We start from the raw sequence: 17,493 nt of genomic DNA, 5'->3' as shown, positions 1-17,493 counted from the left end.
CGTGTCCGGGCGCGTGTCGGGGAGCGCGGCGGTGATGGCGGCCCCCTTCGCTCGCGACTGGTTCAGGTCAGTGCACGGACCGCTGCTGCGAACGCGTCGCCCCGTGCGGCGTAGTCGGTGAACTGGTCCATCGAGGCACATCCTGGTGCGAGGAGCACCGTGTCACCGGGCCGGGCGACCTGGGCCGCCGCCCCGACGACGCGACCCATCAGGTCAGCCCCGTCTACGGAGCCAGTCTCTCCGGCGGTGACCTCGATCACCGGCACATCGGGGGCGTGTCGCGCGAGCGCGTCGGCGATGATCGCGCGATCCTTGCCGATGAGGACGACGGCCCGGAGCCGGTCCTTCACCTGCTGCACGAGCTCGTCGAAGGTGGCTCCCTTGGCCAGTCCTCCGGCCACCCAGACGACCGGCTCGTAGGCGAGCAACGAGGACTGCGCCGCGTGCGGGTTGGTCGCCTTGGAGTCGTCGACCCAGGTGATGTCGTCGCGCTCGCGGACGACCGCGATCCGGTGACCGTCGGGCACGAAGGTGCGCAGGCCCTCCCGCACCGCCGACCGGCTGACGCCGTGGGCGAGCGCGAGCGCGGCGGCCGCCAGCGCGTTGGCGACGAAGTGCGGGGCCGGTGAGGCCAGGTCGGCGATCGCGCACAGCTCGGCGGCGCTCGTCTGCCGCTCCTCGACGAACGCCCGGTCGACGAGGAGGTCCTCGACGACCCCGACCATGCCGACCGACGGGATGCCGAGGGTGAAGCCGATCGCGCGGGCGCCCTCGACCACGTCGGCGTCCCGCACCAGACGCTCGGTCGTCGGGTCGGCGACGTTGTAGACGCAGGCCCGCTCGACGCCCTGGTAGATCCGGCCCTTGTCGGCCGCGTAGTCCTCCATGGCCGTCTCTCCGCCGTCCCAGTCGAGGTGGTCCCCGGCGAAGTTCAGGACAGCCGCCGACTCGGCGGCCATCGTGTCGACGTAGTGCAGCTGGAAGCTCGACAGCTCCACCGCGAGCACGTCGTAGGGCTCGGGGTCCATGACGGCCTCGGTGAGCGGGAGGCCGACGTTGCCGGCGGCCACGCAGCGCAGGCCGGCGGCCCGCAGGATCGATTCGAGCATCTGGACGGTCGTGGTCTTGCCGTTGGTGCCGGTGATGCACAGCCACGGCGCCGGGTGGTCGGGGTCGCGCAGCCGCCAGGCGAGCTCCGCCTCGCCCCAGACCGGGACGCCGCGCCCGCGCGCCTGCGCGAGGAGCGGGGCGTCGGGGCGGAACCCCGGCGAGGTGACGAGGACGTCGACGTCGTCGGGCAGCGCCCCCGTGGCGCCGGCGTGGAGCCGCACGGTGGCGCCGAGGATCTCGAGCAGCTGGGCCTTCTCCAGCTGGGCGGCCGTCGCGTTGTCGGCGAGGACGGTCACCGACGCACCGAGGTGGGTCAGGTTGTCGGCGGCGGCGAAGCCGCTGGCACCGAAGCCCGCGACGACGGCGTGGACGCCCTCCCACGAGTCCTTGCGCCCCAACGAGAGGACGTCTCTCAAAGCCTGGCCACCCACTCGGCGTAGAACACCCCGAGGCCGGTGGCGACGAAGAGCCCGGTGATGATCCAGAACCGGATGACGACCGTCACCTGCTCCCACCCGAGCATCTCGAAGTGGTGGTGGATCGGGGCGATCCGGAAGATCCGCTTGCCGACGCCCGTGAAGCGTTTCGTGGCCTTGAACCAGGTGACCTGCATCATCACCGAGACCGTCTCGAGCACGAACAGGCCGCCCAGGATGACCAGGAGGAGCTCCGTGCGGGTCAGGATCGCGAACCCGGCCAGAGCGCCACCGAGAGCCAGCGAGCCCGTGTCGCCCATGAAGATCCGGGCCGGCGACGCGTTCCACCACAGGAAGCCGAAGCAGGCCCCGGTGATCGCGGCCGCGATGATCGCCAGGTCGAGCGGGTCGCGCACGTTGTAGCAGCTCGCGCTCGGGTCCTCCTGGCAGAACTGGTTGTTCTGCCAGATGTTCACGAGCGTGTAGGCCCCGAAGACCATCACGCTCGCGCCCGCGGCGAGGCCGTCGAGTCCGTCGGTGAGGTTGACGGCGTTGCTGAAGCCGGTGACGAGCAGCCACACGAGCAGCAGGGCGAGGACCGTCGGCAGCACCAGCCAGTCGATCTCGCGAAGGAACGAGATCTTCTCCGAGGCGGGCGTCCGGCCGTTCTCGTCCTCCAGCCACGGCGACAGGGCGAGCCCGCCGAAGACCAGGGCGATGACGGTCTGCCCGACCATCTTGGCCTTGCTCCGCAGCCCGAGGTTGCGCTGCTTGTAGATCTTGATGAAGTCGTCGAGGAACCCGACCAGTCCCATCCCGACGAAGAGGAAGAGGAGCAGCACGGCGGACGCGCTCGGCGTGTCCCAGGTCAACACCTTGGCCAGGCAGTAGCCCAGGACCGCGGCGAGGATGATGACGACGCCGCCCATCGTCGGGGTGCCTCGCTTGGTGTGGTGGCTGGTCGGCCCGTCCTCGCGGATCTCCTGGCCGTAGCCCCACTTGGTGAACCAGTGGATCGCGACCCGGGTGCCGAGCAACGAGATCAGCAGGGCGAAGCCCCCGCCGAGCAGGATCGCTAGCACTCCGCCGTCCTCTCACCCTCGTCCAGGAGCTGGTCGGCGACCCATTCCAGGGCCGCTCCACGGGACGCCTTGACGAGCACGACGTCCAACGAACCGGCATTCTGCCGCAACCAGGCCAGCGCTGCGTCGCGCCCCTCGGTCCTGATCACCGAAGGGCCCTGCCCGTCACTCGCGTCGCCGATTCCGGCGCCCGCCTCGCCGACGACGACGACCACGTCGATGCCGAGCCGGGCGGCGTCGGCACCGACCGACCGGTGCCCCGCGTCGTGCTCGGAGCCGAGCTCCTTCATCTCCCCGAGCACCGCGACGGTACGACGCCCGCCGGACCGCCCGATGGCCGCGACGGCCTCCAGCGCGGCCCGCATGGAGTCGGGGTTGGCGTTGTAGGCGTCGTTGACGACGACCATCCCGTCGGCGCGCTCGCGGACCTCCATCCGCCAGCGCGAGGCCGCCTCGGCCTCGCCGAGGGCGCGCGCGACGTCGGCGAGCGGGAAGCCCGCACCGATCGCCATCGCTGCGGCCGCCGCGGCGTTGACAGCCTGGTGGGCGCCCGTCTGACGCAGCCGGACCTCGGCGGTCACGCCATCGTGGCTGAGGGTGAACGCGGGCCTCCCCAGGCCGTCGAGGACGACGTCCTGGAACCGGACGGCTGCGTCGGCGCCGCCGAACGCGAGCACCCGGGCGTGGGTCCGGCCGGCCATCGCGGACACGAGCGGGTCGTCGGCGTTGAGCACCGCGACCCCGTCGGCGGGCAGCGCCTCGACGATCTCGCCCTTTGCGACGGCGATCTGCTCACGGCCGCCGAACTCACCGACGTGGGCGGTGCCGACGTTGAGGCAGGCCGCGATCTGAGGCGGCGCGATGCCGCACAGGTAGGCGATGTGGCCGATCCCGCGCGCACCCATCTCGACCACGAGGTGGTCGGTGCCCTCGCCGGCGCGCAGCACGGTGAGGGGCACGCCGATCTCGTTGTTGCCGTTGCCCTCGGTGGCGACCACACGCTCGGGGCCGGCGAGAGTCCCCAGCACGCTGGCGAGGTAGTCCTTGGTGCCGGTCTTGCCCTGCGAACCGGTCAGCGCCAGCACCGTCACCGGCAGCCGTTCGACGACATGGCGCGCCAGCAGTCCGAGGGCGACGACCGGGTCGGCCACGACGACGGTCGGTGCGGCGGTCGGCCGGCTGGCCAGGACGGCGTGCGCGCCGTCGGCGTAGTCGTGACCGTCGACGTGCTCCCCCACGATCGCCACGAACAGCCCGTCGGCGGACGGCGTCCGGCTGTCGACGTACGCCGCACCGGAGACGACGACGGCGGGGTCGCCGTGGACCTCGCCGCCGACGACGCCGGCGATCTCGTCGAGCCGCATCGGGATCATCGGCCGACGCTCCTCAGCAGGTCCCGCACGACGTCGCGGTCGTCGAACGGGTGGACCACGCCGGAGACCTCCTGGCCGGTCTCGTGGCCCTTGCCGGCCACGAGGACGACGTCGCCGTCCCTCGCGGCGGTCAGTGCAGCCTCGATCGCCGCCCGACGGTCACCGACCTCGCGCACCTCGGCGCGCTCGCCCTCGGGGACCTCCGCGGTGCCGGCGAGGACGGCCGCCCGGATCGTCGCCGGGTCCTCGGTGCGCGGGTTGTCGTCGGTGACGACGACCAGGTCGGCGGTCGCCGCGGCGATCGCTCCCATCACCGGGCGCTTGCCCTGGTCCCGGTCGCCGCCGGCGCCGATGACGGCGATGAGACGCCCTCGGGTGACCGGTCGGAGGGTGGCGAGGACCGCCGTGAGGGCGTCAGGCTTGTGGGCGTAGTCGACGTAGACCGCGAACGGAGCACGGGCGCCGGACACCCGCTCCAGACGCCCCGGGACCCCGCCTGCAGCGGCGATCCCGGCCACGACGGTCGTGGGGTCCAAGCCCGCCTCGACCGCGGCCGCGATCGCCGCGAGCGCGTTGGCGACGTTGAAGTCCCCCGGGAGCGGTACGGCGGCGTGCAGCGAGACCCCGCCGGGGCCGCGGACCGTGAACGTCGAGCCCTCGTGACCGAGGTCGAGGTCGACGGCCGACCAGTCGGCGTCCTGCCCCCGCGTGGACAGGGTGCGCACCGGGACGGTCGCCTCCGCGGCCAGCCGCCGACCGTGCCCGTCATCGATGTTGACCACGCCGAGCCGCGCCCGCTCGGGGGTGAAGAGCTGGGCCTTCGCCGCGAAGTAGTCGTCGAGGTCGGTGTGGAAGTCGAGGTGGTCGCGCCCGAGGTTGGTGAAAACCGCCACGTCGAACACCACCCCGTCGACGCGCCCCAGCACGAGGGCGTGGCTCGACACCTCCATCGCGCAGACCTCCACGCCGCGCTCGCGCATCACCGCGAACAGGCCGTGCAGGTCGGGGGCCTCCGGCGTGGTGAGCGCCGTCTTGAGGTCGGCCCCGGCGATCCGGGTGCCGACGGTGCCGACGACCGCCGAGGAGGTCCCGGCCGCGCCGAGCCCGCCGTCGAGGAGCCGGGTGACGGTGGTCTTGCCCTGGGTGCCGGTCACGCCGATCATCCGCATCGCCTCGGCCGGGCGGCCGTAGATCCCGGCGGACACGGCACCGAGGACGGTGCGTGGCCAGGCCACCACGATCCCCGGTGTCCCGGGCGGGAGCGCGGCCGCGCCGGACTCGTCGGTGAGCACGGCGCAGGCGCCGGCCGCGACGGCCTGGTCGACGAAGTCGATGCCGTGCGCGCGCGCACCGGGCAGGGCGGCGTAGACGTCGCCGGGCAGCACCCGTCGGGAGTCCAGCGTGATCCCGCTGACCGGACCGGGCTCACCGTCGCCGACGACCACCCGGACCTCGGCCCGCTCCCGGACGAGCGCGACGACGTCGTCGAACGCGAGCGTGGCCGGGTGCTGGGGTCGTGTGGTCCCGGCATCCATCGGCGTCACCACTCGACAGGGATCTGCGACGGGCGCGTCTCCGTCGGCGGGACGCCGTAGCGCCGCAGCGCATAGCTCATCAGCTTGGCGAAGGCCGGGCCGGCGACGGCCGAGCCGCCACCCCCTCTGGAGTCGTGGACCACGACGTAGATGGTGAAACGCGCGTCGTCGGTGGGACCGAAGCCGACGAACGAGGCCGTGCGGCTGCCGTCGTAGCAGCCGCACGCGTCGGACACCCGCTGCGCCGTCCCGGTCTTGCCCGCGATGCGGTAGCCCGGCACCTGTGCGATCGAGGCGACGCCGTCCTCGGGATCGAGCACGCGCTCCATCATGAGAGCAGTCTGGCGAGCGGCCTCCACGCTGACGACCCGGCGCTGCTCGGCGTGGTCGGTGCCGACCTCCGTGCCGTCGTCGAGCGTCGCGGAGCCCTCGACCAGGCTCGGGTCGATCCGGACGCCGTCGTTGGCGATGGTGTTGATCGCCGCGATCATCTGGACCGCGTTGACCGAGAGGGACTGGCCGAACGCGATGCGGTCGTCGACCTGGTCGGTCCACGCCGCGCCCTCGGGCAGCAGGCCCTTGGTCTCGCCCCGAGGCCCGACGTTGGTCTCCTTGCCGAGGCCGAACGCCGTCAGGTAGCGGCGCAGCACCCCCGGCGCGAACTCGTCGGCCGCGAGGACGGTGCCGATGTTGGACGACTTCGCCAGGATGCCGGCCAGCGTCAGGTGCTCGATGCCGTGGACCCAGTGGTCGTGGATCGGGCGGTCCTGACGGTTGAGCACCGGCGGTACGACGTACTGCTGGCGCGGGCGGCCGAGGCCGGCGTCGATGACGGCGCTGAGCGTGAGCACCTTCTGGGTCGAGCCGGGCTCGTAGACGTCGGTGAGCGCGCTGGACCGGTAGCGCGACTTCGGCCACTCCTGCGGCTCGCTCGCGTCGTACGACGGGTAGTCGGCGAGGGCGAGGACCTCGCCGGTACGGCTGTCCATGATGACCGCGATGCCGGACTCGCCCTGCGAGCCCTCGACGGTCTGCTGGAGGACCTGCTGGGTGTAGAACTGCAGGTCGGCGTCGAGGGTGAGGGTGAGGTCGTTCCCGTCGACGGCCGGCGTCACGGTGTTGTCACCGAGCGGGATCTGGGCGCCGGCGCCGACCTCGTACCGCGCCTCGCCGTCGACGCCGGAGAGGTAGTCGTTGAAGGCGTCCTCGAGACCGGCGAGAGCCCGGGCCGAGCCGTCCTTGCGCGGGGTGCCGAGGAAGCCGAGCAGGTTGGCGGCCACCTGGTCGAACGGGTACTGCCGCACCGGGTCGCGCTGGGTGAACAGCCCGACGAAGCCCTTGTCCGCGGCGTCGGAGACCACCTCGTTGGCCAGGCTCGCGGGGACCTGGCGCGCGATGTACTGGAACCGGCTGCCCTCGACCCGCAACCGCTCGAGGACGCGGATGTAGTCGATGCCGAGCCGCTTGGAGAGGAAGGAGGCGAGCTCGGGGGCGTCGTCAGCGGTCAGGGCCGGGTCGGCGACGATCATCCGGCCGTCGATCGACTCGGCCAGTGCCTCGCCGTTGCGGTCGAGGATCTCCCCGCGGGTGGCGGGCAGCAGCACGGTGTCCGTGCCCTCCTCCGCGGCCATGTCGGCGTAGTTGTCCGGGTCGACGCCCTGGAGCTGGACCAGGCGCGCGGCGAACACCGAGAGCACCATCGCGATGAGGATGAAACCGATCCGCAGCCGCAGCTGCGGCGAGGCACGCAGGGGGGTTCGGGCCGTTCGGAGGCGGCTCGGTCCGGTCACACGCTCCAACCTAAATCGTCAGCGCTGGGGATTGCGGTCGGACGCGCCGTGGCGCCGGCCTTCGGGGCGCTCGATGACCATGCTGCTGGCCGCGCGGTCGGCGACCGTCACGGTCGGCGGGTCGAGGAACGCCGGGCGCTTCCGGCCGGGGGCGTCGGTGGGGATCGTGACGTCGGGCAGGGCCCCGGCGCAGGTCCCGGCGACCCGACCGCTGCCGAGGTCGAGGACGCACGCGGCACCGGTCGGCAGCACCATGCCGCGGTCCTGGGCCCGGGCCGCGATCCGCTTCGGGTCGCGCAGGACCTGGAGCTGCGAGCGCAGTGCCTGCTCCTGGGCGGTGAGGTGCATGGCCTGGTCCTCCAGCGCGCTCGCGCGGAACGACGCCTGCTGCATGGAGGTGTTGAAGAGGAGCAGCCCGAGGACACCCGCGAGCATGATCGCGCTCACGAGGGTCACGAACGGGACCCGCGGCGCGCGCGGGCGGGTACGCGGCCGCGGGACGACGGTGAGCCGGGCCCGCTGGACGGCGACCTCCGCGATGCGCGGCAGGCGAGCGCGAAGCTGGGGTGCGGTGCTGCTGCTCATCTACGCGGCTCCCTTGCCGTCGTGGGGGCGGACTCGTTCGATCGCGCGCAACCGGACGGAGGCGGCGCGAGGGTTCTCGGCGATCTCGGCGGCACTGGCCTGCTCGGACCCGCGGGTCACCAGGCGCAGCGCCGGCTCGTGGCCCTCCGGCACGAAGGGCAGGTCCTCGGGCACGTCGGAGGCGGTCGCGGCGGTGAACGCCCGCTTGACCAGCCGGTCCTCCAGCGAGTGATAGGCCTCCACGACGACCCGGCCGCCGACGCCGATGGCGTCGATCGCCGCGGGCATCGCCCGCTCGAGGACCCGGAGCTCGTCGTTGACCTCCATCCGGAGCGCCTGGAAGGTGCGCTTGGCCGGGTGTCCCCCGGTCCGGCGCGCGGGCGCCGGGATGACGTCGTACAGGAGCGCGACCAGGCGGCCGGAGGTGGTGAACGGCTCCTTGGCCCGCTCGCGGACGATCGCGTCGGCGATCCGACGGGCCATCCGTTCCTCGCCGTAGTCGCGCAGCACGCGGACCAGGTCGCGGCCCTCGTAGGTGTTGAGCACGTCGGCCGCCGTGGGGCCGCCGCGGGCGCCGCTGTCCATCCGCATGTCGAGCGGGGCGTCGACGGAGTAGGCGAACCCGCGCTCGGCGAGGTCGAGCTGCATCGAGGACACCCCGAGGTCGAAGAGGACCCCGTCGACGTGCGCGAGACCGAGGTCGTCGAGGACGTCGGGGATCTCGTCGTACACGGCGTGGACGGCGGTGAAGCGGTCGCCGTACGGCGCCAGCCGCTCGCGGCTCAGCTCGAGGGCGCGGGGGTCACGGTCGATCCCGACGACCCGGGCCAGCTCGCAGCGGGCGAGGACCGCCTCGCTGTGACCGCCGAGGCCGAGGGTCGCGTCGACCAGGACAGCGTCGCTGTGGTCGAGCGCAGGAGCCAGGAGCGCCACGACCCGGTCGAGGAGCACCGGAACGTGTCGGGGAGTCGTCATCGCCGTTCGGACCTCAGAGTCCCAGTCCGTAGGCCAGCAGGAGGAGCAGGGCGACGGAGACCGACACCGCAGCGGAGAAGGCCATCAGCGTCACGGCCTCGCGGGCCAGCTCGCGGACCCGCGGTTCGCTGTTCGCGCCCATCACGCTCATCGCTTCGACCCCCTGCCCTTGCTGTGCTCGATGGAACTGCTGCTCGCTCGAGCGATCCGCCGGGCCAGGTCCCCCGCCCGCTCCCGTGAACCGTCTGGTGCCGGGGAAGGTGCCCCAGATGGCTGCGGGAGCGGGCTGAAGACCTCGTCCTGCGGATCGCTATCTACTTGTGCCTGCCCTGCTGGTGCTGCTGGTCCTGCTGTCGTACGGCGCTCGCGCCTCAGTCGTCGTCCTCGTCGAGGTCGGCGAAGTCGGCCATCGCGTCCGCCTGGAACTCCTGCCACGCGGTCGGGTTCCAGATCTCGAGGCGGTCGCGGACGCCGATGACGACCACGTCCCGCTCGATGCGGGCGTAGTCCCGCAGGTGGGCCGGGATGCCGATCCGGCCCTGCTTGTCCGGCGTGCCCTCGTCGCCGCCGGCGAACAGCACCCGTGCGTAACGGCGTGCGGCCCGGTTGGTCATCGGCCGGGACGCTGCGCGCTCGGCCTCCTCGGCGAAGACGTCGGAGGGCCAGACGACGAGGCAGTTCTCCTGACCCTGCGTCACCACGATCCCCTCCGCCAGTCGGTCCCTGAACTTCGCCGGGAGGAAGAGGCGCCCCTTGTCGTCGAGCTTGGGGGTGTAGGTGCCCATGAAGAGCATCGGGCACCTCCTGCTTCCTCCACTTTCCCCCACAGTACTCCACTTTCCCCCACCGTCAATCACATTCCGGCGTGTTTTCACCACCGCTTCACCGTGTTTGCGCAGGCCACAGCCGGTGGAGCGGAGTGGAGGGAGATGTGGAGGAGCTCGAGCGCAGCCGGGCGGGCACAGTCGTTGCGATCGCGTGACCGGGTTGTGACCCCTCCGCAGACACCGTCGGGTTAGGTTGCTCGCGTGACGCATCCCGAAGCAGCCGATGTCGCAACCGTCGCCCGCGTGGCCGGCCGGATCCGGGCCAACGTGGAGCGGGTGATCGAGGGCAAGAGCGAGGTCGTGTCCGCTTCGCTCGTGGTGCTGCTGGCGGAGGGCCACCTGCTCCTCGAGGACGTCCCCGGCGTCGGCAAGACCATGCTCAGCAAGGCGCTGGCGCGCAGCATCGACTCCACGGTGCGCCGCATCCAGTTCACGCCGGACCTGCTGCCCTCCGACGTCACCGGCGTCTCGGTCTACAACCAGCAGACGCGCGAGTTCGAGTTCCGCCCCGGCGGCGTCTTCGCCAACATCGTCATCGGCGACGAGATCAACCGCGCCTCCCCCAAGACCCAGTCCGCCCTGCTGGAGTGCATGGAGGAGCGCCAGGTGACCGTCGACAACGCCACCTACTTCCTCGAGCAGCCGTTCATGGTCATCGCGACCCAGAACCCGGTGGAGATGGAGGGCACCTACGCCCTGCCCGAGGCGCAGCGCGACCGGTTCATGGCGCGGGTCTCGATCGGCTACCCGGTGCCGGCGGCCGAGATAGCGATGCTGACGTCCCACACCGAGTTCAACCCGCTCGACGACCTCGAGCCGGTGACCGACGGCGCCGAGCTCCGCAAGCTCTGCGGGATCGTCGGCCAGGTGCACGTCGCCGAAGCCGTGCAGCGGTACGCCGTGGCCGTCACCTCCGCCACCCGCCAGCACCCCGAGCTCCTCCTCGGCGCCTCCCCGCGCGCGACGCTCCACCTGGTCCGCGCCGCCAAGGCCTACGCCGCGCTCCACCAGCGCGACTACGTCCTGCCCGACGACGTCCGGGCCCTCGTTCAGCCGGTGCTCGCGCACCGCCTGCTCCCGAGCGCGGAAGCCGCGGTGAGCGGTCGCGGCACGAGCGCCATCCTCGAGGGGATCGTGGCCGAGGTGCCCGTCCCCGAGATCCGCTCCTGACGGCCCGGACGGGCAGAACAGGAGACCCACGTGCGTGAAGGGCTGGCCGGGCTGACCCTCCGTGGTCGCGCGTTCCTCGCCGCCGGGGCGACCGCGATCTTCTGCGCGATCATCCTCGGCCAGACCACGTTGACCCGGATCGGGGTCCTCGTGCTCGCGCTGCCGCTCGCGTCCGCACTGGTCATCGGTCGGCGTCGTTACCACCTCTCCGCGTCACGGACCGTCCACCCTCGGCTCGTCTCCGCCGGCCAGCCGGCCCGGATCGACCTCCACCTCGCCAACAACGGCCGCTCCACGGCGGGAGCGATCCTCGTCGAGGACCAGGTGCCCTACGCCCTCGGCACCCGGCCGCGCTTCGTCCTCCAGGGCATCGCCCGGCAGTGGGAGCGGCAGGTCACCTACCAGGTCCGCTCCGACGTACGCGGTCGCTTCGAGATCGGGCCGGTGACCCTGCGGATCGCCGACCCGTTCGGCCTCGTGGAGCTGCGGCGCGCCCTGCCCGGCACCGCTCCCCTCGTCGTCACACCTCGCACCGTCGCCCTCCCCCAGATCCCCGTCATCGGCGGCTGGAGCGGCTCGGGCGAGCACCGCCCGCAGGCGTTCGCGGCCGGCTCTGCGGAGGACGTCAGCGTCCGCGAGTACCGCCGCGGCGACGAGCTGCGCCGGGTCCACTGGCGCAGCTCGGCACGGACGGGCGAGCTCATGGTCCGGCGGGAGGAGCAGCCGTGGGAGGCGCGCGCGACGGTCCTGCTCGACAACCGGTTGCGGGCCCACCGCGGCCAGGGCCTCGGCTCCAGCTTCGAGTACGCCGTCGTGGCCGCGGCGTCGCTGGTCCTCCACCTCGACCAGCACGGCTATGCCGTCCGCCTGGTGCTCGCCGACGGCACCTCGTCCGACGAGACCTCCACCGCCGTCCTCGAGCGGCTCGCCCTCGTCACCACCACCCAGCACGCCCGGATCGAGACCGGGTGGACCGGCGACCAGACCCGCGGCGGCCTGGTGGTCGCCGTCCTCGGCGGGCGGGAGCCGGCCGACACCACCCCGCTGCGCCAGATCCGGCACGACGCCGGGACCGCGCTCGCGATGGTGCTCGACGTCGACCAGTGGGCCGGCCGGTCGGCCGCGCCGGGCACCGGAGGCGACCCGTCGGTAGCCGGCCTGGGCTGGCGGTCGGTCACGCTCGGCCCCCGCGACCGCCTCGACACTGCTTGGCGCGACCTCGGCCGGGCGTCGGGCCGCCCGGTCGGCGCGGCCGGGCTGGCTGCCAGCACGGGCGTCGGCGCTCCAGGAGGTGCGGGATGAGGGGTCGCTCGTCGTTCGCCTACGCCCTCCTGCTCTCCGCGATCGCCGGCGCGACCACGTGGGCGGCGCTGCTGTCCTGGCGCGGCTTCACCGTCACCACCGGCCGCTACCTCGCCCCACTCCTGGTCCTCGCCGTCGTCGTGGCCGGCACCGGAGCGGTGCTGCGCTGGATCGGCAGCCCGGCCGTCGTCACCCTGGCCGTCCAGACCCTGCTCGCCGTCGCTCTGCTGAGCAACGAGATCGGCGGGAACCCGCTGCCGGTCGGGGCGACGTACGACCAGGTCATCCTCGCGCTCGACCGGGCGCTGGACTCCGCCCAGGTCTATGCGGCGCCGATCCCGGCGGACGTGCCGACCGTCGTCCCCCTGCTGCTCGTCGGCGGGGCCTTCTTCGTGGTCGTCGTCGACTTCCTCGCGTGCTCGCTGCGGCGGGTCCCGATCGCCGGGCTCGCGCTGCTCGCGATCTACTCGGTCCCGGCCGGGCTGACCGAGTCGGGGCCGGGGATCGTCGCGTTCGTCCTCGCCGCGGTGGGCTACCTGGCGATGCTCCACCTCGACAGCCGCGAGCACCTGCTCAAGTGGGGCCGTCCGCTCGGTCCCGACAGCAGCAGCCCGTGGACCGACGACAACCCCGTGCTCGACGCGATGCGCGTGGGTGCCGGGCGGATCGGCACCGCCGCGATGGCGTGCGCGATCGTGCTCCCGCCGTTCGTGCCCCTCCTCGACCTCGACGTGTTCGGCATCGGTCCCGGTGACGGCGACACCAACATCGAGATCCGCAACCCGCGCACGGACCTGCGCGGCGACCTCGAACGCGAGGCCGACGTACCGCTGATCCGCTTCCGCACCGACGACCCCAGCCCCAGCTATCTCCGCGTCGCCGTCCTCAACCGGTTCACCGGCGTGGAGTGGAGCAGCGGCGACCGGGGGGTCTCCGACGACAACACCTCGACAGGCCAGGTGCCGCTCCCCCAAGGCCTGTCCGACGCCGTGCCGCGCACGCCCTACGACTACGACTTCGAGGCCTTCGACAACTTCGAGTCGACGTGGTTGCCCACGCCCTATCCGGCCACCTCGGTGGTCGCCGACGGCGACTGGCGCTACGACGAGGACACGATGGACTTCATCGCCGTCCCGGACGACCTCACCACCCAGGGCCTCGACTGGCAGGCTTCCGGGCTCGACCTCGACTACGGCACCACCGGCGAGTACTTCCGGGACTCCGGCATCGACGCGGTCGAGGACGAGTTCCTCGACGTGCCGGGCGGGCTGCCGTCGATCGTCCGCAGCGAGGCGGTCAACGCCACCCGCGGTGCGATCTCCGACTACGAGGCCGCACTGCTCCTCCAGGACTACTTCCGTGCCAGCGGCGGCTTCCGGTACGACCTCGACGAGGCGCCGACCGGCATCGGCGGGGAGGCGTTCTCGACGTTCCTCGACGACTCCGACGACAAGGGCCGGGTCGGCTACTGCGAGCAGTTCGCCTCGGCGATGGCGGTCATGGCGCGGATGGTGGGCATCCCCGCCCGGGTCGCCGTCGGCTTCCTCGAGCCGCAGCCTCTCGGCAACGGCGAGTGGGAGTACAGCTCGCACGACCTCCACGCCTGGCCCGAGCTGTACTTCGAGGGCACCGGCTGGGTGCGCTTCGAGCCCACGCCGTCCCTCCGTGCCGAGGAGGCGCCCGACTACAGCACGGTCCCCGTCGACCGCGAGCCCGAGACCGAGCCGACGTCGAACCCGTCGACGAGCACGCCCACGCGTCGCCCGCCGGACGACCAGAACGAGCCGACCCGCACGGCCGCTCCGGAGGAGGACCTCACCTCCGAGGACGGCTCGGCTGACGACGGCATCGACTGGACGACGGTGCTGGTACGGGTCGGGACCGGCCTCCTCGTCCTCCTCGTGCTGCTCCTCGTCGCGACCACCCCGCGCACCCTGCGCCGGCGGGCGCGCGACCGACGCCTGGCCGGAGGTCCCGAGGAGCTGTGGGACGAGCTGCGGGCGACGGCCACCGACCTGGCCGTCCCGTGGCCCGACGGACGCACGCCGCAGGAGATCGGCCGGGTCCTCGTCGAGCACCTCGGTGAGCGGGGGGCGACCGACCGCCCCGAACGACCGCGCACCGGCCCCGACGCCGACCCCGAGGCGGCCTCGGCCCTCGAGCGGGCGGTCGTCGCGATCGAGCACGCGCGCTACGCCCGCCCCGGGACGACCACTCCTCCGCCCGGGCTCGCCGAGGACGTGCGCATCTGCTGTGCGTCCCTGGAGGCCGGCGTCACCCGCCGCATCGGGCTCCGCGCCCGCTGGCTCCCGCCCTCCCTCACCCGGCGCGGACGCACGAACGCCGACCAGGAGGACCTGGTCGGCGTGTAGGCGGAACCCTCAGAACCCGCCGCGCTCCTTGCGGCGGCGCCAGCGCTCCTCGACCCGCTCCATGAACGTGCCGTGGCTGCGCGAGCGGCTGGTACGCCGGCTGCGGCTGCGGGAGCGACCACCGTCGATGACGCCGAAGCCGGACGGGTGCGCCATCGGCGCGACGTCGGGACGCTGCTGACCGAGGGTCTGGCCGCGGACGGCGCTGAGGCCGACCGTCGCGGAGCCGAGCATGATGACGAACCCGACGATGCCGACCCACCACAGACCGCTGATCGCGCCGCCCATGAGGACCGCGATACCGACAGCGAAGACGAGCCCGGCGAGGATCGCGCGGCGACGCGCGGCCTGACGGAGCGTCGTACCGCGGAGGGTGGAGGCGAACTTCGGGTCCTCCTCGACGAGCGCGCGCTCCATCTGCTCGAGCAGTCGCAGCTCCTCTTCGGAGAGTGGCACCTGTTCCTCCACGCGTGCAGTCGACGGGGCCCGTCGATGGTTCGGAATCTTCAGTGTAGGCAGCCGCCCGGTCGTCCGGTAGGGAGACCAGGCATTTCCCTGAAGTGTGGACGAACGGACGACTACCCACGATCCGGTCGAGCCATTCGTGGACGGCCCGACCTACCGCAGGAGGCTGGCGCGCCGCACCGCCGAGGAGCCGAACCGGTCGGTCGCCCGGTCGACCGCCCGGTCGGCGTCGGGCCAGCCGGGATCGGCCTCGCCGAGGGCGAGCTGGCGCCCGGCAGCCGCGCTACGCGGCCGGAGGCCCTCGACCCTGACCCCCACCAGCCGGACGGCCAGACGCAGCGGGAACACGGCGTCGAGCAGCAGGAGCGCGGCCGCGTAGACGTCGCCGGTGACGTCGGTCGGCTCCGGGAGGGTCCGCGAGCGCGAGATGGTGCGGAAGTCACTCCACCGCACGGTGATCGCGACGGTCCGGCCGACCTTGTCGGCGGCGCGCATCCGGGCGGTGACCCGCGTGCTGAGCCGGAGCAGCTCGCGAGCGAGCCGGTCGCGGTCGCGGGTGTCGGAGTGCAGTGTGTGCTGCGCCCCCATGCTGCCCTCCGGGACGCCCTCGCCGAACCCGAAGGCACCGGCGCCGCCCGGCGCCAGCTCGGAGCGGTCGGCTCCCCACGCGAGCGTGTGGAGGTGATGGCCCAGGTGACCGCCGAGCATCCGGCGCAGCTCGCTCACCGGGATCCGGGCGACGTCGCCCACGGTCATCAGCCCGAGCCGGTGGAGTCGCTGCCGGGTCGCCTCGCCGACGCCGTAGAGCTCGCCGACGTCGAGCGGGTGGACGACGGCGACGAAGTCCTCGGTCGGGATCGCCAGGACACCGTCGGGCTTGGCACGTCTGCTGGCCAGCTTGGCGACCGACACCGCCGAGGCGATGCCGACCGAGCAGGTGATGCCGTGCTCGGCCCGGACCCGGGACCGGATCCGCTCGGCGACGACCTCCGGCGGCCCGAACAGCCGCGCCGCTCCCCGCACGTCGAGGAACGCCTCGTCGAGCGACATGACCTCCACGACCGGGGAGAACCCGCGGAAGGTCTCCATGATCGCCTTGGAGACCGGCCGGAGGACGTCGAAGTCCGGCTGCACCTCGACCAGGCGCGGGCACAGGCGGCGCGCCTCGCCGCCCGACATGCCCGACCGGATCCCGTAGCCGCGGGCCGGGTAGTTCGCCGACAGCACCACCCCCCGGTGGCCGCCGCCCACGACGACCGGGACGTCGTGCAGCTCGGGGCGGTCGCGGATCGCGACCGATGCGTAGAACGCGTCCATGTCGACGTGGAGCAGGTGCGGCACGCTCATCGCGCCCGCCCTCGATCGACGTGGGGGGCGTGCCGTCGGTCAGGTGGCGAGCAGGTGGACCTGGGTCGCGAGCGGGAGGTACTCGCTGCGGTCCGCGACGGCCCGCTCGAGGTCGACGAGCGCTGCGGCCGCTCCGGGCTCCTGGTCGAGGAGCGAGCCGGGAACGAGGTCGGTGAAGACGCGGACGGCGTGGACGGCGCGCACCGTGAAGCCGGCCTGCTCGACCAGGCCGCTGATCTCGTCGGCCGTGAACCGGCGGGTGGGCCGGCCGGCCCGGGCGCCGACGCGCTCGGAGGTCTCGTCGCCGTCGAGGAGGGCGAGTGCCTGGTGGAGGTGGCCGGCCATCGCCCGGGCGACGACCGCCGCGTGCCGCTGGGCGACCAGGATGCTGGCCGTGCCGCCGGGGCGCAGCACGGCACGGATGGCGGCCAGCGCCTCGGCGGCGTCGACCACCTCGAGGAGTCCGTGGCACAGGACCAGGTCGGCGCTGTCGGGGCCGACCACGTCGACGAGGCCGGAGACGTCGCCCTGGTGGCCGGCGACCTCGACGCCGAACTCACGGGCGCGACGGGCCAGCGCGGCGAGCGCGTCCGGACTGGGGTCGACGACGCTGACCCGGTGGCCGGCCTGGGCGACCCGGACCGCGAAGCCGCCGGTGCCGCCGCCGATGTCGACGACGTCACACGGATCGCCGGAGAGGATCGGGCCCAGCGCGTCCCAGACCACGGCGGTGCGCACGGAGCCGGGGCGTTCCGCCGGGCGTGCGGTGCCCGTCTTGTCGACCATGTCACCCACCCTAGTGGCCCGGATGCTGCTGGCCTGGACACTGCTGGCGTGGCTTCGCGGGGCGCGGACTCGGACGATCAGCCTGCGGCCCGGCCGGCCAGCCGTTGCTCGAGGGGCAGGTGTGGCGTCAGGCCGAGGGCCTGCTCGACCACGGCCAGGAACCGGTCGGCGTCCCGCACCAGGTCGTCGGCCTCCCGTTCGGTGACCGCTCGGGTGGACCCGGTCTCGGCGGCGGCCCGCTTCGCCGCACCAGCGGCGAAGAACGTCGCCCACTCGCCCATCTCGGGCGCGACCTCGGCCAGCAGCACCCACGCGTTCTTCTGGCGCCGGGCCCGGGCCGGTGCCGGCCGGGCGCGGG

General features: G+C 73.0%; 16 protein-coding genes. 3 read left to right on the top strand and 13 right to left on the bottom strand.

The genetic code is table 11. The features are described 5' to 3' along the window. Nucleotides 1-62: 62 nt before the first annotated feature. The 9 genes from murD to mraZ form a co-directional block, all read right to left on the bottom strand. Nucleotides 63-1,526, bottom strand: coding sequence for a UDP-N-acetylmuramoyl-L-alanine--D-glutamate ligase (murD, locus tag H0487_RS10060; protein ID WP_183094101.1), 1,464 nt, complete (start codon nt 1,524-1,526; stop codon nt 63-65). Then, a complete protein-coding gene (gene mraY, locus H0487_RS10055; protein WP_183094100.1) occupies nt 1,523-2,608 on the bottom strand; it encodes a phospho-N-acetylmuramoyl-pentapeptide-transferase in 1,086 nt (361 codons plus the stop codon). Before mraY ends, murD begins: the two co-directional genes overlap by 4 nt. Continuing rightward, nucleotides 2,602-3,981: a UDP-N-acetylmuramoyl-tripeptide--D-alanyl-D-alanine ligase gene (locus H0487_RS10050; protein WP_183094099.1), complete on the bottom strand. Its 1,380-nt coding sequence runs from the start codon at nt 3,979-3,981 to the stop codon at nt 2,602-2,604. Before H0487_RS10050 ends, mraY begins: the two co-directional genes overlap by 7 nt. Next, nucleotides 3,978-5,516 carry a UDP-N-acetylmuramoyl-L-alanyl-D-glutamate--2,6-diaminopimelate ligase gene (locus H0487_RS10045; RefSeq protein ID WP_183094098.1) on the bottom strand — a complete coding sequence of 513 codons (1,539 nt, stop codon included), beginning with the start codon at nt 5,514-5,516 and terminating at the stop codon, nt 3,978-3,980. Before H0487_RS10045 ends, H0487_RS10050 begins: the two co-directional genes overlap by 4 nt. A gap of 5 nt (nt 5,517-5,521) precedes the next feature. Further along, entirely contained in the window at nt 5,522-7,306 is a 1,785-nt protein-coding gene (locus H0487_RS10040; protein WP_312855895.1) for a peptidoglycan D,D-transpeptidase FtsI family protein, read from the bottom strand. Nucleotides 7,307-7,324: 18 nt separating this feature from the next. Then, entirely contained in the window at nt 7,325-7,891 is a 567-nt protein-coding gene (gene ftsL / locus H0487_RS10035; protein WP_183094097.1) for a cell division protein FtsL, read from the bottom strand. After that, nucleotides 7,892-8,866, bottom strand: a complete 975-nt coding sequence (rsmH, locus tag H0487_RS10030) for a 16S rRNA (cytosine(1402)-N(4))-methyltransferase RsmH (RefSeq protein ID WP_183094096.1) — start codon at nt 8,864-8,866, stop codon at nt 7,892-7,894. A gap of 13 nt (nt 8,867-8,879) precedes the next feature. After that, nucleotides 8,880-9,017: a hypothetical protein gene (locus H0487_RS10025; RefSeq protein ID WP_183094095.1), complete on the bottom strand. Its 138-nt coding sequence runs from the start codon at nt 9,015-9,017 to the stop codon at nt 8,880-8,882. 220 nt (nt 9,018-9,237) lie between these two features. Next, nucleotides 9,238-9,660 (bottom strand): division/cell wall cluster transcriptional repressor MraZ, encoded by a 423-nt coding sequence (gene mraZ, locus H0487_RS10020; protein WP_183094094.1) that lies wholly within the window; start codon nt 9,658-9,660, stop codon nt 9,238-9,240. 234 nt (nt 9,661-9,894) lie between these two features. Between mraZ and H0487_RS10015 the strand changes: the two genes are divergently transcribed. Genes H0487_RS10015 through H0487_RS10005 form a run of 3 tightly spaced genes read left to right on the top strand, consistent with a single transcriptional unit; the run spans nt 9,895 to nt 14,537 of the window. Continuing rightward, nucleotides 9,895-10,863 (top strand): AAA family ATPase, encoded by a 969-nt coding sequence (locus tag H0487_RS10015; protein WP_183094093.1) that lies wholly within the window; start codon nt 9,895-9,897, stop codon nt 10,861-10,863. Between the two features lie 30 nt (nt 10,864-10,893). Next, nucleotides 10,894-12,165, top strand: a complete 1,272-nt coding sequence (locus tag H0487_RS10010; protein WP_183094092.1) for a DUF58 domain-containing protein — start codon at nt 10,894-10,896, stop codon at nt 12,163-12,165. Further along, nucleotides 12,162-14,537: a transglutaminase TgpA family protein gene (locus H0487_RS10005; protein ID WP_183094091.1), complete on the top strand. Its 2,376-nt coding sequence runs from the start codon at nt 12,162-12,164 to the stop codon at nt 14,535-14,537. The genes H0487_RS10010 and H0487_RS10005 overlap by 4 nt, the downstream gene beginning before the upstream one ends. 9 nt (nt 14,538-14,546) lie before the next feature. Here H0487_RS10005 and H0487_RS10000 read toward each other — a convergent pair whose 3' ends face one another. The 4 genes from H0487_RS10000 to H0487_RS09985 form a co-directional block, all read right to left on the bottom strand. After that, nucleotides 14,547-14,993: an SCO2097 family morphological protein gene (locus H0487_RS10000; RefSeq protein ID WP_183094090.1), complete on the bottom strand. Its 447-nt coding sequence runs from the start codon at nt 14,991-14,993 to the stop codon at nt 14,547-14,549. Between the two features lie 162 nt (nt 14,994-15,155). Further along, a complete protein-coding gene (gene dinB, locus H0487_RS09995) occupies nt 15,156-16,349 on the bottom strand; it encodes a DNA polymerase IV (RefSeq protein WP_183094089.1) in 1,194 nt (397 codons plus the stop codon). 39 nt (nt 16,350-16,388) lie between these two features. Next, nucleotides 16,389-17,135, bottom strand: a complete 747-nt coding sequence (locus H0487_RS09990; RefSeq protein ID WP_183094088.1) for a methyltransferase domain-containing protein — start codon at nt 17,133-17,135, stop codon at nt 16,389-16,391. Between the two features lie 77 nt (nt 17,136-17,212). Then, the coding region (locus H0487_RS09985; protein ID WP_246383297.1) for an SAV_6107 family HEPN domain-containing protein at nt 17,213-17,493 on the bottom strand (281 nt) is incomplete at its 5' end.

Origin of the sequence: Nocardioides stalactiti, assembly GCF_014180715.1 — a bacterium.
GTDB classification, from domain to species: Bacteria; Actinomycetota; Actinomycetes; order Propionibacteriales; family Nocardioidaceae; genus Nocardioides; species Nocardioides stalactiti.
The sequence above is the reverse complement of the archived record's forward strand: the minus strand, read 5'-3'. Positions and strand labels throughout refer to the sequence as shown.

Bases quoted from the DNA above. Each gene is read 5' to 3' on its own strand.
- H0487_RS10050 (WP_183094099.1), bottom strand. From the start codon at position 3,981: ATGATCCCGATGCGGCTCGACGAGATCGCCGGCGTCGTCGGCGGCGAG.
- H0487_RS10045 (WP_183094098.1), bottom strand. From the start codon at position 5,516: ATGGATGCCGGGACCACACGACCCCAGCACCCGGCCACGCTCGCGTTC.
- ftsL (WP_183094097.1), bottom strand. From the start codon at position 7,891: ATGAGCAGCAGCACCGCACCCCAGCTTCGCGCTCGCCTGCCGCGCATC.
- rsmH (WP_183094096.1), bottom strand. From the start codon at position 8,866: ATGACGACTCCCCGACACGTTCCGGTGCTCCTCGACCGGGTCGTGGCG.
- H0487_RS10025 (WP_183094095.1), bottom strand. From the start codon at position 9,017: ATGAGCGTGATGGGCGCGAACAGCGAACCGCGGGTCCGCGAGCTGGCC.
- mraZ (WP_183094094.1), bottom strand. From the start codon at position 9,660: ATGCTCTTCATGGGCACCTACACCCCCAAGCTCGACGACAAGGGGCGC.
- H0487_RS10005 (WP_183094091.1), top strand. From the start codon at position 12,162: ATGAGGGGTCGCTCGTCGTTCGCCTACGCCCTCCTGCTCTCCGCGATC.
- dinB (WP_183094089.1), bottom strand. From the start codon at position 16,349: ATGAGCGTGCCGCACCTGCTCCACGTCGACATGGACGCGTTCTACGCA.
- H0487_RS09990 (WP_183094088.1), bottom strand. From the start codon at position 17,135: ATGGTCGACAAGACGGGCACCGCACGCCCGGCGGAACGCCCCGGCTCC.